Source organism: Parabacteroides sp. AM58-2XD (assembly GCF_003463685.1).
GTDB classification, from domain to species: Bacteria; Bacteroidota; Bacteroidia; order Bacteroidales; family Tannerellaceae; genus Parabacteroides; species Parabacteroides segnis.
In genome coordinates this window covers 15,618-32,573 of record NZ_QSDP01000023.1, presented here as the reverse complement: position 1 = coordinate 32,573, position 16,956 = coordinate 15,618, and the positions used below count along the sequence as shown (strand labels likewise).

The window sequence follows — 16,956 nt, the reverse complement described above, 5'->3', positions numbered from 1 at the left end:
TCTGTTATTATTATTTGTTTTTAATGATTTGAGCCATAAATTCAGCTTCGCAAACCAGCTTGTCGCCAACGAAGATATAACCTTTCATCGTGGAAATACCACGGCGGATAGGAGCCAGCAGTTCCAGGCGCAGGATCAGTGTATCTCCCGGTACTACTTTCTGACGGAATTTAACGCCATCGATCTTCATGAAATAAGTGGAATAGCGTTCCGGTTCGTCTACTGAATTCAGAACGAGCAAACCGCCGGTCTGTGCCATCGCTTCAACCAGCAATACACCCGGTGTAACAGGTTCTTGCGGGAAGTGTCCGGTAAAGAACGGTTCGTTTGTCGTTATATTTTTTATTCCGACGATGTAGTTACCGCCTATTTCAATGATCTTGTCGACCAGCAGGAAGGGGTAACGGTGGGGAAGCAACTCGCGGATACGGTTGATATCCATGATCGGAGCTACGTTCGGATCGTAAATCGGAGCTTGTACTTCGTTTAATTTGATATCCTTGCGGATCATGCGGGCCAGCTGGTTGTTGATCTTATGTCCGGGGCGGGTTGCGATGATGCGTCCGCGGATAGGCTTACCGATCAGTGCCAGGTCGCCCAGTACGTCAATCAGTTTATGGCGTGCCGGTTCGTTGTCGAATACCAGCGGTTTGTTGTTGATATAACCCAGGTCGCATACGTCTTTGTGGGGTATGCCGACTTCGTCTGCCAGTTTGTCAAGGGTTTCCTGCGGCATTTTCTGGTCGTAGATAACAATTGCATTGTCAAGGTCACCGCCTTTGATCAGATTGTTCTGGCGGAGCATTTCCACTTCGCGAACGAATACAAATGTACGGGAAGCGGCAATTTCTTCGGGAAACTCGCTCAGATCGTTCATGGTGGCGAACTGATTGGATAAAACGGGCGAATCGAAGGAGATCAGCACATTCACACTGAACTTCTCGTCAGGGAGGATGATCAGTGAAGAGCCTGTTTCTTCGTCTTTTACTTCGATCTTATGTTTTACGATGTAAAAATCTTTCGGAGCGTTCTGTTCAACGATTCCTGCTTTCCGGATCTCTTCAGAGAAGAAACGTGAACTACCGTCCAGAATCGGAAACTCGGGAGCGTTCACTTCAATCAGGCAGTTGTCGATTTCGTAGGCATATAATGCTGCCATTGCGTGTTCTACAGTGCTGATCTGGATGCCGTTCTTTGATAAAACGGTACCTCTTTGTGTACTGGCTACGTTTTCTGCCAACGCATCAATAACAGGTTGTCCTTCCAGGTCAACACGTTTAATTTTGTATCCGTGGTTTTCCGGTGCCGGATTGAACGTGATCTGTATGTCCAGTCCGGTATGCAAGCCTTTACCTTGCATCGAGAAACTCTTGGCTAGCGTCTTTTGTTTCTGCATACGTATATTAATTATTTATTGATTTCCTTTTTTAATTGTTCGATCTCGCGCTGCAACTGTCCCAGTGTACGGTACATATCGGGCAGGCGGTTGAATACGGCGCTTGAACGCATGAAGTTCTTCGCGTCGATAGCCGGAGCGCCCAATACAGTCTTAGCTTCCTTGATGTCGCTGATCACACCGGATTGTGCACCGAATACGACGCCATCGGCAATATGGATATGCCCGGCCAGTCCTACCTGTCCGCCAAACATACAATGGCTGCCGATCTTGACTGAACCGGCGATACCTACCTGGGCTGCCATTACAGTGTTTTCTCCGACTTCTACGTTATGGGCGATCTGCACCAGGTTATCCAGTTTCACACCGCGACGGATGATGGTTGATCCCATTACGGCACGGTCGACCGTGGTATTGGCCCCGATCTCGACATTGTCTTCCAATACAACATTCCCCAGTTGCGGGATCTTTTTATAATTCTCTCCTTCGGGAGCAAAACCGAAACCGTCCGAACCGATCACAGAACCGGCATGGAGGATACAATTATTTCCGATTTTACATCCGTTATAGATGGTTGTATGCGGATAAAGAATGCAGTTATCTCCGATAGTCACGCCATCACCGATGTATGCGTTGGGATATATCTGGCAGTTCTTACCCAGCTTTACATGTTCTCCGATATAGGCAAAGTTGCCGACAAAGCAATCTTCTCCCATTGTCGCAGAGGCTGCGATGAAAGCAGCCGAAGAAATACCGGCCTTTTTAGGTTTTGACTGTTCTACCAGGTTGAGTAACATGGCAAGAGCAGAATATGCATTTTCAACTTTCACTAAAGTTGCGGTGATCTGTTCAGCCGGAGAAAAGTCGTTATTCACCAGAACAATGCTTGCTTCTGTATTATAGATATAATGTTCGTACTTGGGATTAGCCAGGAACGTCAGTGTTCCGGGTTGTCCTTCCTCTATTTTTGAGAAGTTGCTAACTTTCACTTCCGGGTTGCCATCAACGGTTCCACCAAGAAAGTCCGCTATTTGTTGGGCTGATAACTCCATTACTTATTTTGTTATATTGTATTTTGAATTGAGACTGCTCCACTAAGAATAAAGCAGTTTGCAAAAATGGTGAAAAATATTGGGATAGCCTATGCTTTGCAGGGAATAATTCCCTTATCATGCAGATATCCTGCCATTTCACGTTGCACAGCTTGTGCTGCTTCGCGGGCAAATGAGGCAAAATTCTCGGATTTATCTACGTAAATGATCGCACGTGAAGAGTTAACAAGCAAACCGCACTGATCGTTCATTCCGTATTGAGCCACTTCTTGCAAGCTGCCACCCTGTGCTCCGACACCCGGAACCAACAGGAAATGGTTGGGAGCATACTTACGGATGTCCAAAAACATTTTTCCCTGAGTTGCACCGACAACGTACATCATCTGTTCGTCGGTAGCCCAGTCCTGCGATTTCTTCAATACTTTTTCAAACAGACGTTCGCCGTTGGCATCTTCCGTCATCTGGAAATCCTGTGAGCCTTTGTTTGAAGTCAACGCCAGCAGGATTACCCATGCTTCGGGATAGATCAGGAACGGTTTTACGCTGTCTTCACCCATGTAAGGAGCCACTGTAACGGCATCCACCTTGATATGGTCGAAGAAAGAGCGGGCATACATTTCGGATGTGTTACCGATATCGCCACGTTTCGCATCGGCGATAATGAACTGGTCCGGATAGTTTTCACGCAGGTAAGTAACAGTCTTTTCAAAGGCAAGCATACCTTTCACGCCCAGACTTTCGTAGAAAGCCAGGTTCGGTTTGTAAGCTACACAGTAATCGGCTGTAGCATCGATGATTGCCTTGTTGAAAGCGAAGATCGGATCTTCTTCAGAGAGTAAATGCTGCGGGATTTTTTTTATATCTGTATCCAATCCTACGCAAAGGAAAGATTGTTTCTTTTTAATGTTTTCGAATAATTGTTGCTTGTTCATCTTGTCTTGTGTCAAATAGTGAAATTGTTATAGTTCAGCTTCTTTCAGGCGTTCTGCATTTTCGGCAACGGTCAGTTGGTCGATGCAGGCTTGTATATCGCCGTCCATGAAAGCAGATAAATTATAGATTGTGTAGTTGATACGATGATCGGTGATACGTCCTTGCGGATAGTTGTATGTCCGGATCTTCGCGGATCGGTCGCCCGACGATACCATTGTCTTGCGTTTGTTGGCAATGTCGTCCAGGTATTTCTGATGTTCTTTGTCATAAATGAAAGAACGCAGGCGGGTAAGTGCGCGTTCCTTGTTCTTCGGCTGGTCGCGCGTCTCCGTACATTCGATCAGGATCTCTTCGCTCACGCCGGTGTTCGGGTTCTTCCAGACGTATCTCAAACGTACGCCCGATTCGACCTTGTTCACATTCTGGCCGCCGGCACCTCCCGAGCGGAAAGTATCCCACTTAATTTCACCTTCATTAATTTCAACATCAAACTCGTCTGCTTCGGGGAGCACAGCCACGGTAGCTGCTGAGGTGTGTACACGTCCCTGAGTTTCGGTACTGGGTACACGCTGAACACGATGTACGCCCGATTCATATTTGAGCGTACCATATGCTTTCTCACCGCTAACGGTGAAAATAATTTCTTTATATCCGCCCGACGAACCTTCGCTGCAACTTGACAGGGCGACTTTCCAACCTTTGGCTTCGCAGTATTTGATATACATACGATAAAGGTCGCCGGCAAAAAGGGCTGCTTCGTCGCCTCCCGTTCCGCCACGAATTTCAACGATAGCATTCTTATCGTCTTCCGGATCGCTCGGAACAAGCAACAGCTTGATCTCTTCTTCCAGTTCCGGAATGCGGGCATTGCAGGCATCCAACTCTTCGCGGGCAATCTCCCTCATTTCAGGATCCTGCTCGGTATCAAGCATCTGCCGTGCTTCGTTTATACCATTTAATGTATTGACATATTCATTTCGGGTAGTCACGATCTTCTCCAGATCGCGATACTCTTTATTGAGTTTTACAAACCGTTTCATATCGGCTATCACTGCCGGGTCGGTAATCAGTGTTCCGACTTCTTCAAAACGGCTTACTAATCCGTCCAGTCTTCCTAATAAATTATTATCAGCCATTTATCAGATTAATATACGAAGCGACCTTTTTCGCTTTCAATAATCAATTCATTCTTATCCGCCTCTTCCACGAAGCCTACGATTTGTGCATCAATGTTGAAGCTCTTGGCAATACTGATCACTTCTTCAGCATGTTCGGGCGACAGATAGATCTCCATGCGGTGGCCCATATTGAACACTTTGTACATTTCGCTCCAGTCGGTTCCGCTCTGTTCCTGAATAATGCGGAAAAGAGGAGGGATCGGGAACAGGTTGTTCTTTGTTACACGCTTGTTTCTACGAAGTGCATTACTTTTGTTTGTGCTCCGCCTGAACAGTGTACCATTCCGTGTATCTGCGAACGCAGTTTATCCAGCAATACTTTGATTACCGGAGCATAGGTACGGGTAGGGGAAAGCACCAGTTTACCGGCGTCGATACCCAGTTCTTCGATTTTGTCAGTCAGTTTCAGTCCGCCTGAATAAACCAGTTCATCGGGAACTGCTGCATCGTAGCTTTCGGGATATTGGGTTGCCAGATATTTGGCAAATACGTCGTGACGGGCAGAGGTCAGACCGTTGCTGCCTGTTCCGCCGTTATATTCTTTTTCGTAGGTAGCCTGTCCGTAAGATGCCATTCCGACAATTACGTCGCCACCCTGTATATGACTGTTATCAACCACGTCTGCACGTTTCATGCGGCAAGTCACGGTGCTGTCGACGATGATTGTGCGAACCAGGTCGCCCACATCGGCCGTTTCGCCTCCGGTGGCATAGCAGCCTACGCCCATTTCGCGCAGTTCGGCCAGCAGTTCGTCCGTTCCGTTAATAATGGCGGAGATTACTTCGCCGGGAATAAGCAGTTTGTTACGTCCGATAGTGGAAGAAACAAGTATATTGTCGACCGCACCTACACACAGCAGGTCGTCGATGTTCATGATCAGTGCATCCTGGGCAATACCTTTCCACACTGACAAGTCACCGGTTTCTTTCCAGTACATGTAAGCCAGGGATGATTTTGTTCCGGCTCCGTCAGCGTGCATAATGTTACAGTACTCAGGGTCACCGCCTAATATATCAGGGATGATCTTACAAAATGCTTTAGGGAATATTCCCTTGTCGATGTTCTTTATTGCATTGTGAACATCTTCTTTTGAAGCGGATACACCGCGCAGGTTGTAACGTTGGTCACTCATTGTTTTACATATTTGGCTGCAAAGATACTATTTTTTTATGTTACTTATCTAAGTTTAAGCACATCTCCTTCTTCAGGAATGTAATCTTTGTCTTTTTTATTCATCTTATACAGGCTCTTGATCTGTATTCCGTATTTCTGTGCGATGCTGTGCATGGATTCTCCGATTTGTACAACATGGTCGTAATTAGGCTTGTCTGCCTTTTTCTTCTTCTTTTCCAGATAGACGATGTCGCCTTTCTGCAAAGGGAAGTCTTCGGGCACTTCGTTGAATTTTTTCAGATCCCTGACGCTGAAATCGAGATTTCGTGCAATCTGGTCGAAGCTGTCATTGTCTTTGGCATATACATATAGCAAACCATACGTCCGGTATATCGTATATTTTACGGCAGGATATTTTCGCTGTTTCCTTTCTTCGCGTGTCGGTTTATGTTCTTTGCCCGAATCGAAGCGGTAAAGCTCGTAATCTTCAACCACTTTGATTAGTTTATTGGCGTAAGCGCGATCGGTTGCATAACCACATTTTTGCAAACCTCTGGCCCAGCCTTTATAGTCGGTTATTTTTAGCCGGAACAGTTGGTCGTAACGCGAACGTTTCAGAAATTTAGAATGATCTTCATATGAATCTTCTACCCGTTTGTATTTACGGAAACACTCTCCGCGCAGGTCGTCGTCATGGTAAACTCGTCCGCCGCGCCAGTCGGAATGACATTTGATGCCGAAGTGGTTGTTTGAGCGGCGTGCCAGGTCGCTTTGTCCGGCTCCAGACTCCAGTAATCCCTGTGCCAGAGTGATACTGGCGGGAATTTTGTACTTCTTTTGTTGTTCTATAGCCAAAGCGCTGTATGTTTTTATATACTTTTCGTATGAAGGTATTTTGCGCTGGGTGGCTGCCTCCGCTAATGTCGCTATAAAAAATAAGAGGCAAAAAATCCGTATTGTCAGTTTCATAAAACGAGTTCCTAAAGTATTTATTTTCGCAAAGATAATGAAGCTGGATATATTATTCTTCTAAATAATCTATAAAATACTGGTTTATATCCTGCTAATTTTAGCCAGATAATCATAATGTTCTCCTTCCCGTATCTTCTCCGCTTTGAACCCGTTGTTTGCGGCATGTAGGCTGAGCGTCTGAAAATCTAAGTATAACCAGTCGAACCGGTTGCCCCTGGTGTTTTTATATTGCATGCGGAAATCCACTTCTCCGTAATAGTCATCATCAATATCTATGTCGAGATTGCCATCTTCATCTTCAAACAGGTAACGGAGGTCGGAAGAGTCCATCCATACACAACCTCCCGGAGCAAGCAGGCGTTTTAAGGTATTGAAGAAAATCGGGAGATTGGCTATCTTTCCGACAATCCCTGAGCCGTTCATCAGCATCAGGATCGTATTGAAGCTGCCGCTGAACTGTTTGTTGAAGAAATTTTCCAGGCAGGCATCCTTTACGCCTCTTTTCTGCATGACCTCTACAGACAAAGGTGAGATGTCGATGGCTTTTACCGTCTTTCCCATTTCCTGCAATGCCAGCGAATGGCAGCCGCTCCGGCACCAACATCGAGTATTCTGCCTTCACTCATGCGGAGTGCATCCTGTTCTAGTGCCGGCATTTCCGTAAAATTGCGGAATAACTGTTTAACCGGGATTTCATCTTCATCGAACATGGAAGAAAAAACGCGGAGTTTACTAGCTTTACCGTTCGCGAAATAGTCTGCGATAGCGGCGCCCATCGGGTCTTTTTGGGGTGTGAGTAGGGGTATTTGCATATCCTGATTTGGAATTATTCGTATTTTATCGGACAAAGATACAAATTTACTATCTTTGTTTATCTAATCTCAATCTTATGAAAGAAATCAAACTGGAAACAAAAATAACGGTTTATTCGCTGAATGAAGTTCCGGATGAGGAACAGCCTTTGGTTCATGCGGCTTTGAAGGCAACGGAACAATCGTATGCCCCTTATTCAAAATTCCATGTCGGGGCGGCAGCGTTACTGGCTGACGGGACAATTGTGACGGGAAGTAACCAGGAGAATGCGGCTTACCCATCCGGTTTATGTGCGGAGCGGGTTACTTTGTTCCAAGCCGGACATCAGTATCCCGATATTCCGGTAGTTGCCCTGGCGATTGCTGCGGCAACAGGAGGGAAGCAGGTGGAAAGTATTTCGCCTTGCGGTGCTTGCCGGCAGGTACTGTTGGAAACAGAACAACGATATGGTAAGCCTGTGAAAGTGTTGCTTTGCGGAACAAAAGATGTGATGGTTGCTCCAAATGCGGTATCGCTTTTACCGCTTTGTTTTGGGAAAGAAGATTTGAAATTGGAATAATACGATAAGTTCTGAATGTAGGTAGTAAAAAAAGCGGGACAAGAAGTCAAACCTCTTGTCCCGCTTTTTTTATTTAACTATCTGATCAGATACCCAAAGATGCTTTGATCTGGTTGATCTTTTCTTCGGCTGCTTTGTTTGCTTCCGGTAAATCTTCCAGGCTTTTTACTTTTGAATGAACTTCGCAGTAGAATTTAATCTTCGGCTCTGTTCCTGAAGGACGGATAGATATTTTCGTATTGTCTTCAGTAAAGTATTGCAGTACGTTGGAAGTTGTCGGCATATCCAGTGTGATCGTTTCGTTATCGTTGTAGCTGTAACCTTTCAGTGAAGCGTAATCATAGAATAACGAAACTTTGGAACCGGCGATTTCCTGTAACGGGTTTTCGCGGAAGTTCTTCATCATCGCTTCGATTTCTTCTGCACCACTCTTGCCTTTTTTCACAACAGAGATACCTTTTTCTTTAGAGAAACCATATTGTACATAGATGTTCTGCAACAACTGGTACATGGTGATACCCTGATCTTTTGCCCATGCTGCGATTTCTGCCAGGATAGCACATGCGGAAACAGCATCTTTATCGCGAACGAAGTCTTCGCAAAGGAATCCGTAGCTTTCTTCACCGCCACCGATGTAGTTTTTCTTTCCTTCGTTTTTCTTCATTACATCGGCGATCCATTTAAAACCGGTGTAAACGTCGTATATTTCAACACCGTTGCGTTCAGCGATCGTACGGATCAGCTCGGTTGTAACGATTGTTTTTACGATATATTCTTTGCCGTTTACCTTGCCTAATTCTTTCCAGCGGGTAATCAGGTAATAAACGAACATCAAAGCTGTCTGGTTACCGTTCAGCAATACCCATTCGCCTTCATTGTTCTTAACAGCTGCACCAACGCGGTCAGCATCCGGGTCGGAAGCCATTACCAGTTCGGCATCTGTTTCTTTCGCTTTCTCAACAGCCATAGCCAACGCTGCCGGTTCTTCCGGATTCGGAGAGATAACCGTCGGGAAGTCGCCGCTTACAACATCCTGTTCCGGAACATGGATGATATTAGTGAATCCGAATGCTTTCAATGTATCCGGAACGATCTTTACACCGGTTCCGTGGATCGGAGTGTAAACGATCTTCATGTCATGGTGACGTTTGATTGCTTCCGGAGAAAGGGAAATAGTTGTCAAAGCGTCGATATACAAATTGTCGATTTCAGAACCGATGATTTCAATCAGGTCTTTATTGCCTTTGAACTTGATGTCGCTGGCATTGCGGATCTTGTTTACTTCGGCGATCGTGTTACGGTCGTGCGGAGCGATCATCTGTGCACCGTCGTCCCAGTAAGCCTTGTAACCGTTGTATTCTTTCGGGTTATGTGAAGCTGTCAGGATGATACCGCTCTGGCATCCCAGTTTACGGATAGCAAAAGACATTTCCGGTGTCGGGCGAAGGTCTTCGAACAGGTACACTTTTATACCGTTAGCAGAGAAGATATCTGCCGAGATTTCGGCAAACTTGCGGCTATTGTTACGGCAATCATGGCCGATAACAACTTTGATCTGATCCAGATTGGCAAATTCCTTTTTCAGATAATTTGACAAACCCTGTGTAGCAGCACCGACAGTATAAATATTCATACGGTTGGTTCCTACACCCATGATACCTCTTAAACCTCCTGTACCAAATTCAAGGTCTTTGTAGAAAGATTCGATCAGTTCGGTCGGATCTTCGCTGTCTAATAATTCCTGAACTTTTGCTTTTGTTTCGGCATCATAACTTTTGGTAAGCCAGCTTTGCGCTTTACTTCTTACCATTTCTAGCAGTTCGTTGTTTTCCATACCCAAATATCTTGCATTTATATATGTGTTATTTCCTAATTTATGAGAAAACAAAGATACAAATTAATTGTTGTAAACAATGGCTCGCAGCCTTATTTTCAAGAAAAAAGAAAAAGTTATTTTTTACCACGTAAACGGATAAGTATAAGTGGATTGATTTCCACAGGCATCTGTTACGATCAGTTTCAGCGTGTGTTTCCCTCTTGCCAGCCGCTCTTTATCGAAGTGGTAGGTAATGACGGACTTACTATTCATTTCAAATAAAACATATTGACCGTCGATTTCACCCCGGTATGTTTGTACGCCGCTCAGGTTGTCCGACAGTCTGAGTGTGATGGCTTGCTGGCTAACCCATGTTGCCGGATTGAGAGGTGTAATGGTCGGCGGGACAAGGTCTTGACCAAGCGTGTAGCTTCCCATTTCTTTTATATCGGCATCGACCCAGCCGTTGCGGTAGACACCTCCGGTCCATGACCGGCGTCCGTTTTGCAGTCGGACAATACCGTATTGCTGTTTGTTATCCAGTGTGTCTGTTTGTAACCGGAGGGATAATTTGGCTGATTTGTGGAAAGCGACCGGTTTGTTGTGTAATATATGTGTGGCACCCAGCGCAGCGCTGTCTTCTTTGACGGAATAGCGGAAATATAAGTCGTCGTAAAGATTTCCTTTCGGGATTGTCAGGCGGATTCCTTTGGCTCCGAAACGGTTGTCGCTCCACCAATGGAATAATTCGGCGTTTTCCGTGTCGATTTCCGGGATCGGTTGTTCTTTACCTTCGATCCGGATAGAAAGCTGGGTCGTGTTGCCGAAAGCGTCTGCCAGTTTGTAAGTCAGGTGATAGGTGCGGGGTTCGTTGATAGTCAGGATCCCGCGGTTAAGGCTTTCGATGAAACGAAGCCGGTTTCCCGGGTCGACAAAACTTTTGATATAGAACGAACGGTGTTCTTTCCATTCTTCAAAGTCAGTGAAACTATTCAAATAGCGTGTCTCATCGAAAGCGAAACGATCCAGGTTGCTATGAAAAATAACCTGGCTGTCTGCCGTCAGTGTGATGTCTTTGATACCATAAATATTGGAGGTGTTATCCATGTAATCGTATCCTTTTACAGCCAGCCCGATTTCTCCCCAGGCTTCAATCTTTCCGGTCAGTGTTTGTTTTCCGTTCTTGGCTGTGACCGGTTTTAGTTCCAGTTTCCGGCGGCTTCCGTTCACAACGCCCTTTCCTGGCATTGAATAGACCATGATTCCCTGTATCTTGGGAGCCTGCGTATCTTTTATTAAATCTTTGTAGTATTCTATCGGGTCCATCGGCTCTTCCGTCTCTGTGTCGCGCACTTCGAAATGGAGGTGCGGACCGCCAGAGCTTCCCGTGTTTCCGCTCAGCGCGACGAGTTCGCCTTCTTTAACAGGAAGTTCATCCGGAGCGAGGCTCAGGTTTACATTGAAACTTTCCTGTTCGTATTGTTTTTCTTTGAGATAAGCGGTGATCTTTTGAGAGAATTTCTGAAGATGACCGTAAACCGTAGTCGTGCCGTCCGGATGTGTGATATACAGGCCGTTGCCATATCCCCAGGGACTTACCGAAATGCGTGAGACATAGCCGTCCTGCACGGAGTGGATCGGTTTCCCTTCGACACCTTGTGTTTTGAAATCTATTCCCGAGTGGAAATGATTGCTTCTCAGTTCTCCGAAATTCCCGCTTAGCAAGACCGGAATATCCATCGGTTTGCGAAGTTGCTGGGCTTCGGCTATGTTACTTGTAGTTCCGGCGAGGAGGATAATCCCTGCCAGTATATGGTGTATCTGCATGTCTGTTTTATTCAATCTTTGTTAGGCAAAGATAGTAAAAAGTCGGTAATGAGAGGTAGATGATCGCTGTAACCACCCTCATATTTAAAACCATAATAGGTGCGGAAAGGTCGTTTGCCGTGCCAGGTCTTATCATCCGTGAGCAGGAAGGGAGGCATGAATATTCGATTGCTTCCGGGAACAACATGCATGAGGGAGTTTTTATCGATCAGATTGCCGGATACGACGATATGATCCAGCTGATTCCATTCTCCCTGATACTTGTGGGTTCCGGGATTGTTCAGGACATGGGGATCGGCAAAAAGGTTGTAGAGTTTGTCGGATTCCGGATTTTCGGAGATTTTTCCGGCAGACAGTATTTGTGTGATACTGGCGTTTTCCGGTGTGTCGTTAAAATCTCCATGATCAGGAGTTGAGGCGTTTTCCGGATTTGTAGCAAGGAGTCGCACAGATACCTTAATGTACGGGCAGCATCGAAACGGTCGGCTTCGCTTTCCTTTTCTCCTCCGTAGCGCGAAGGAAGATGACAGACGAATACATCTAATGTGTCGGAGGTTATTATTTTTCCCCATACATGGAGAATGTTACGTGTCTGTTTATGTGTTTTATGGGTGAAGAGTACCGGGTGCTCTTTATGGCTGATATATCCGAATTGAGTTCGTTGATAAAGAAGGGCAGAATTTATTCCCCTTGTATCTGAACCGTGTGTCATACAGTACCGGTATTGTTGTTGTTTCAAAGGTGTCCGGTTCAGCAAATGGATCAGGACGGAATCGTTTTCCACTTCACAGAGGCCGATTAGGGCGGGAGTATCCCATTCACCTGCGGCGCTGATCACTTTGGCTATTTGCTGAAGTTTATGGTAATATCGTCCGCGTGTCCAATGATGATTACCTGATGGGAGGAAGTCATTATCGTTCTTGTCCGGATTGTCTTCGGTGTCGAACAGGTTCTCTACATTGTAACTCATAACCCTGAATCCGGGCTGGGCGTTTATCGGATGGGAGAGAAAGGCGAGAACGCAAATTAATATAGCTAAGGTTCTGGTCATATTTAATTGTTTTTATTCTTCTTCTTTAGGAACAAATTCATAAGCACCTATATCCGGCCCGTTGTTTGTCAGTCGGTTGACGCCGTTACGATCGACCGGATATTTCTGGGAAACAAACAAATCGGCTTTACCTACGCCGGGAGTTGTTTCTTTATCCGGACGGAAATCGTACATATATTTGTTCTTTTCTCCGCCGGTCATCCGGTACTCCATTTTATTTTCATCGTTTTCAGTAATGAAAATAACATTTTTGAAATTATCATTTGAAATCTTCTGTAATTTTATGACACAATGATTGAACAGATAATTGGAACTGCTACTACGTAAAATGTATTTCTCATCGGATACGATTTGCAATTCTCCTTCTTTCAGATTGTTGCTGGCTTTATAGCTTCCGTCGATTATGCAATTGTCAAAATTAGCTTCTAGCAAGGGATATGGGCCTATGTCATTAACTTTGAAATTATCCAATATGCGTAATGTCTGGCTGCTCTCACCGTCCTGTGATAGTGAATGGCGCGATTTTAATGACATGTAGTTCACTATTGTACAATGTGTGAAGTTGTATTTTCCTCCGGCTAAGACCATAACATCTGCTGTTGCATTTGTAAATTCACTGTTTGCTGCTTCTATGTTACAATTGACAGCTCTTAATCCGCTTCCGTCCATATTAGTGATCTGCGAATTGCTGATCTTCAATTTCGACTTTTCCGGGTCGGATGCTTTACAGGTTATACCATTGTTTCCGTTTTTTACTATTACATTATTAAATACGTTGTCAAAACTTTCACTGTTGAATACAATTCCTTCCCATTGTCCCGGTGTACGGTCGTACGGGAGCACGTCGTTCAAAATGAAGTCGAGACGGTCACCGCGGAAGACTATCGGTTTATCCATGGTTCCGTTCGCAACGATTGTTCCGTCAACGATGATCTTTGCTTTGTCGTGCATATAGAAAGTGGTGCCTTCTTCGATATTAACTGTCACACCTTTGTCTATCATCAGGCTGTCGTATATCAGATAAGGACGTTCGGCTGTCAGCTTGGTGTCTTCACTCAATGTCTGTCCGCCTTTTATCAGCATGACATCCTGTCCGCATGCCTCCAGTAAAACTGTTTGTTTCACGCTGTTGTAGGTGAACACTATTGAATCCTGGATTAATAACGGTTGGTCTTTTCCATTCGGATTGACAGTGACTTCCACAAATATATACATGCTGTCTTTGGCTGCAATTCTGATATTGTCGAAATTGTCACCTTTTCGTCCGTCCACGTTGATACGGAATCCGCTGGTAGCAGGCGAAGCTTGTATGATTCTCTCTATATTCAGCGGTTCACTGTTTTTGTTGTAAACCATGAATTGTTTAGTGGCTGAGCCTATCGTGGTAAAGACAGTATCGAATGATAAGGTATCTGTCGAGAAACTCAACCGGTGATTCGGATTGGTCGAATAATTTTCGTCCAGCCCGTCGCATCCAGCCAACAGGTTGAGTAAAAGTGTACATATTATAAGCAACGGCGCTGTAATTCTTTTCATTTTCTCTAAATGTTAAAATGTATGCCTTTGTGTTCTTGTTTCTTTATAAACAAACGATTTATAAAGAATGTTTTCAGGCATTAACATAAAAAAAGAGGAAAAACACGATTAAAGTGTTAATCCTCTTCTTATAACGCAGAATATTTAATTTTATTTTGCCGGTACGCTTTTTAATAATTCTAAAAGATGAGCCCACCACAAACCGACGGTCTTAATTTCGATCCGTTCGTTCGGAGAGTGAACATCTCTTAAAGTCGGTCCGAAAGAAATCATATCCAGATTAGGATATTTTTCGAGGAACAGTCCGCATTCCAGTCCGGCATGGATAGCCATGATCTTGGCGTCCTTATTGAATAAACGTTTATATGTATCCTGTGCGACTTTCAGGATTTTGGAATCCGGATTAGGAGCCCATCCCGGATAACCGTCACCGTGGGTAACAATCGCTCCGGCCAGTTTAAATACGGAGGCTACCTGGTTGGCAATCATGTTTTTGCATGATTCGATGGAGCTGCGCTGGCTGGTTCCGACAGTGATCATCAATTGTTCCGTTTCGGCTTCATGTCTCATTTTTACGGAAGCCAGGTTGGTAGAAGTTTCAACCAATCCTTCGATGTCATGGCTCATGCCGATAACGCCATGAGGACAGGCATGCAAAGCCCAGATTACCTTTTCCATATCGAAATTAGACAGGCATAATTCCGGACGGTCGGTCGATTCCATGGTGATCTGTACGTTAGGATCGATATGTTTCAGTTCGTTTTCGATATCCGCCGTATAGTTATTGAGCAGTACACGAACCTGTTCTTTATCTTCTGAATAAAGTCCGATGACTGCATGCGCTTCACGGGCTATCGCATTGCGCAGATTACCACCTTCAATCGAACACAAAGTGAAGTCAGCTTCATTGTTCAATAAATACAGGAAACGAACCAGGATTTTGTTGGCATTACCCAATCCCTTATGTATTTCACCGCCTGAATGTCCGCCGTTCAATCCTTTTACATCAATTTTGAAATATAGCATATTGGGGTTGGTTGGGCGTTGTTCGCAATGGAACACGGCCTGTGTATCTTTTCCTCCGGCGCAACCCATAAAGATTTCACCTTCGTCTTCGCTGTCGAGGTTCAACAGGATATCTCCGGTCATGAAGCCTTTTTCAAGTGCTTTTGCTCCGGTCAGGCCAGTTTCTTCGTCAACAGTAAACAAGCATTCGATTGGTCCGTGTTCGATATCGTTGGAAGCCAGGATAGCCAGTTCGGCGGCAACACCGATACCATTGTCGGCTCCCAGAGTTGTTCCGTTAGCACGCAGCCAGTCTCCGTCTACAATTGTTTCGATCGGGTCGTTGTCGAAATCGTGAACTGTTCCGTTGTTTTTCTCGCAAACCATATCCATGTGCGACTGAAGGATAACAACCGGCAGCTTTTCATATCCGGGTGTTGCAGGTTTCGACATCAGGATGTTTCCGGCTGCATCTTTCTTTATGGCGATTTTATACTCTTTTGCGAACGATTCCAAATACTGGATCATTTTGCCTTCCTTCTTTGAAGGGCGGGGCACTTGTGTTACCTGGTGGAAAAACTTCCAGACGATTTCAGGCTTTAAGTCAGTAATCTTCATAATGTTACAATATATTATAGTTGTTACTATATAGTTAATAATGCGATCGTTTCAGGAGTTATGTATGAAAAAAAGTAGAATTAAATACCAAAAAGATACTTTATAATCACTTAAACTCTTATATTTGCGTCCACAAATATAGAGAAAATGCTTACAACGATATTATTAACGGTCATAATTCTTGTTATTTGTGTTGTGTTACTTGCTGTAAAAGTGATATTCAAGAAGGGGGGAAGGTTCCCGAATACGCATGTCGGAGGTAACAGAGCACTGAGTAAAAAAGGCATCCATTGTGCCAAGACGCAAGACCGCGAACAGAAGAAGCAAAAGAATCTATATGATAGAGTAAAAGAAATAGAAGAATAAAATAAGGATTTAATTTACACTTTATGAAGAACATTAACTACGTAATTAATGGTGTGCTCGCGGTGGCTGTCGTGATATTGTTCATAATGCAATTTTCCGACAAGAAAGAATCGACAGTAACAAAAACATTTGCATCCGGAGAAGGTGATACAACAAACCTGCTTCCTATAGCCTATGTCAATGTAGATTCGCTTTTGCTTAATTATAATTATTTCAAGGATCTGAATGAACAGCTCCTGAAAAAAGAAGAAAATTCGCGTGCTAATGTAACACAGCAGGCACGTGCATTGCAGAATGAAGTTCAGGAATTCTATCGTAAAGCAGAAAATAATGCATTCCTAACTCGTGAAAGAGCTCAACAGGAGCAGGAACGTCTGATGAAGAAAGAACAGGAACTGAAAGACTTGGATGCTAAATTGTCACAGGATTTGTTAATGGAACGGCAGAAGCTGAACGAACAACTTCGTGATACAGTGGTTTCAAAATTGAAAGTATATAATAAAGAAAAAGGATATCAGGTAATTTTCAGTAACACCGCAGAAGATAATATTTTGTTAGCCGGTGATGCTTACGATATCACAAAAGAGTTGATCGACTTGTTGAATAAGAGTTATTCCAGCGGAAAATAAGTAGTATCAAAACGATATACAAAAAGCTGTTGCATTAAATGTAACAGCTTTTTTTTGTATCATACCGTTTTATTTATTGTTATGCAGAGAAT

The 16,956-nt window shown here is 44.4% G+C and carries 13 protein-coding genes and 3 pseudogenes; 3 read left to right on the top strand and 13 right to left on the bottom strand.

The window, feature by feature from the left end:
• Window positions 1-10 precede the first annotated feature (10 nt).
• From DXA15_RS07605 to DXA15_RS07575, 7 genes and pseudogenes are all read right to left on the bottom strand, one after another.
• Window positions 11-1,396, bottom strand: a complete 1,386-nt coding sequence (locus DXA15_RS07605) for a bifunctional UDP-3-O-[3-hydroxymyristoyl] N-acetylglucosamine deacetylase/3-hydroxyacyl-ACP dehydratase (RefSeq protein ID WP_046147734.1) — start codon at window positions 1,394-1,396, stop codon at window positions 11-13.
• Window positions 1,397-1,407: 11 nt separating this feature from the next.
• Window positions 1,408-2,448 carry a UDP-3-O-(3-hydroxymyristoyl)glucosamine N-acyltransferase gene (gene lpxD, locus DXA15_RS07600; protein WP_128133653.1) on the bottom strand — a complete coding sequence of 347 codons (1,041 nt, stop codon included), beginning with the start codon at window positions 2,446-2,448 and terminating at the stop codon, window positions 1,408-1,410.
• An 89-nt stretch (window positions 2,449-2,537) separates the two neighbouring features.
• Entirely contained in the window at window positions 2,538-3,380 is an 843-nt protein-coding gene (gene pyrF / locus DXA15_RS07595; protein ID WP_128133668.1) for an orotidine-5'-phosphate decarboxylase, read from the bottom strand.
• A 27-nt stretch (window positions 3,381-3,407) separates the two neighbouring features.
• Window positions 3,408-4,517 (bottom strand): peptide chain release factor 1, encoded by a 1,110-nt coding sequence (gene prfA / locus DXA15_RS07590; protein ID WP_007653895.1) that lies wholly within the window; start codon window positions 4,515-4,517, stop codon window positions 3,408-3,410.
• 8 nt (window positions 4,518-4,525) lie between these two features.
• Window positions 4,526-5,691, bottom strand: a pseudogene (locus tag DXA15_RS07585) (AIR synthase related protein).
• A gap of 44 nt (window positions 5,692-5,735) precedes the next feature.
• Entirely contained in the window at window positions 5,736-6,641 is a 906-nt protein-coding gene (locus DXA15_RS07580; RefSeq protein ID WP_128133652.1) for a glucosaminidase domain-containing protein, read from the bottom strand.
• 84 nt (window positions 6,642-6,725) lie between these two features.
• Window positions 6,726-7,456 (bottom strand): annotated as a pseudogene (locus DXA15_RS07575) (class I SAM-dependent methyltransferase).
• A gap of 77 nt (window positions 7,457-7,533) precedes the next feature.
• Between DXA15_RS07575 and DXA15_RS07570 the strand changes: the two are divergent.
• The gene (locus DXA15_RS07570; protein WP_128133651.1) at window positions 7,534-8,016 is read left to right on the top strand and encodes a cytidine deaminase; all 483 of its coding nucleotides are present in this window, start codon (window positions 7,534-7,536) and stop codon (window positions 8,014-8,016) included.
• 85 nt (window positions 8,017-8,101) lie between these two features.
• Here DXA15_RS07570 and DXA15_RS07565 read toward each other — a convergent pair whose 3' ends face one another.
• From DXA15_RS07565 to DXA15_RS07545, 6 genes and pseudogenes are all read right to left on the bottom strand, one after another.
• Window positions 8,102-9,850, bottom strand: coding sequence for a phospho-sugar mutase (locus DXA15_RS07565; protein WP_128133650.1), 1,749 nt, complete (start codon window positions 9,848-9,850; stop codon window positions 8,102-8,104).
• A 123-nt stretch (window positions 9,851-9,973) separates the two neighbouring features.
• Window positions 9,974-11,659 carry a M23 family metallopeptidase gene (locus DXA15_RS07560; protein ID WP_128133649.1) on the bottom strand — a complete coding sequence of 562 codons (1,686 nt, stop codon included), beginning with the start codon at window positions 11,657-11,659 and terminating at the stop codon, window positions 9,974-9,976.
• 11 nt (window positions 11,660-11,670) lie between these two features.
• Window positions 11,671-12,231 (bottom strand): hypothetical protein, encoded by a 561-nt coding sequence (locus DXA15_RS27550; RefSeq protein WP_255419931.1) that lies wholly within the window; start codon window positions 12,229-12,231, stop codon window positions 11,671-11,673.
• Window positions 12,219-12,629: pseudogene (locus DXA15_RS27545) on the bottom strand (endonuclease); the annotation flags it as partial. The gene DXA15_RS27550 and the pseudogene DXA15_RS27545, both read right to left, overlap by 13 nt.
• A gap of 93 nt (window positions 12,630-12,722) precedes the next feature.
• The gene (locus DXA15_RS07550; RefSeq protein ID WP_128133648.1) at window positions 12,723-14,246 is read right to left on the bottom strand and encodes a NosD domain-containing protein; all 1,524 of its coding nucleotides are present in this window, start codon (window positions 14,244-14,246) and stop codon (window positions 12,723-12,725) included.
• A 150-nt stretch (window positions 14,247-14,396) separates the two neighbouring features.
• Window positions 14,397-15,869 carry an aminoacyl-histidine dipeptidase gene (locus DXA15_RS07545; RefSeq protein WP_128133647.1) on the bottom strand — a complete coding sequence of 491 codons (1,473 nt, stop codon included), beginning with the start codon at window positions 15,867-15,869 and terminating at the stop codon, window positions 14,397-14,399.
• 147 nt (window positions 15,870-16,016) lie between these two features.
• On the opposite strand from DXA15_RS07545, the gene DXA15_RS07540 reads away from it, so the two are divergent.
• Together DXA15_RS07540 and DXA15_RS07535 are read left to right on the top strand one after the other, a co-directional pair.
• Window positions 16,017-16,235 (top strand): hypothetical protein, encoded by a 219-nt coding sequence (locus DXA15_RS07540; protein ID WP_010800383.1) that lies wholly within the window; start codon window positions 16,017-16,019, stop codon window positions 16,233-16,235.
• A gap of 23 nt (window positions 16,236-16,258) precedes the next feature.
• Complete coding sequence (locus DXA15_RS07535) at window positions 16,259-16,864, top strand: OmpH family outer membrane protein (RefSeq protein WP_128133646.1); 606 nt, start codon at window positions 16,259-16,261, stop codon at window positions 16,862-16,864.
• The last annotated feature ends 92 nt before the right edge of the window (window positions 16,865-16,956 follow it).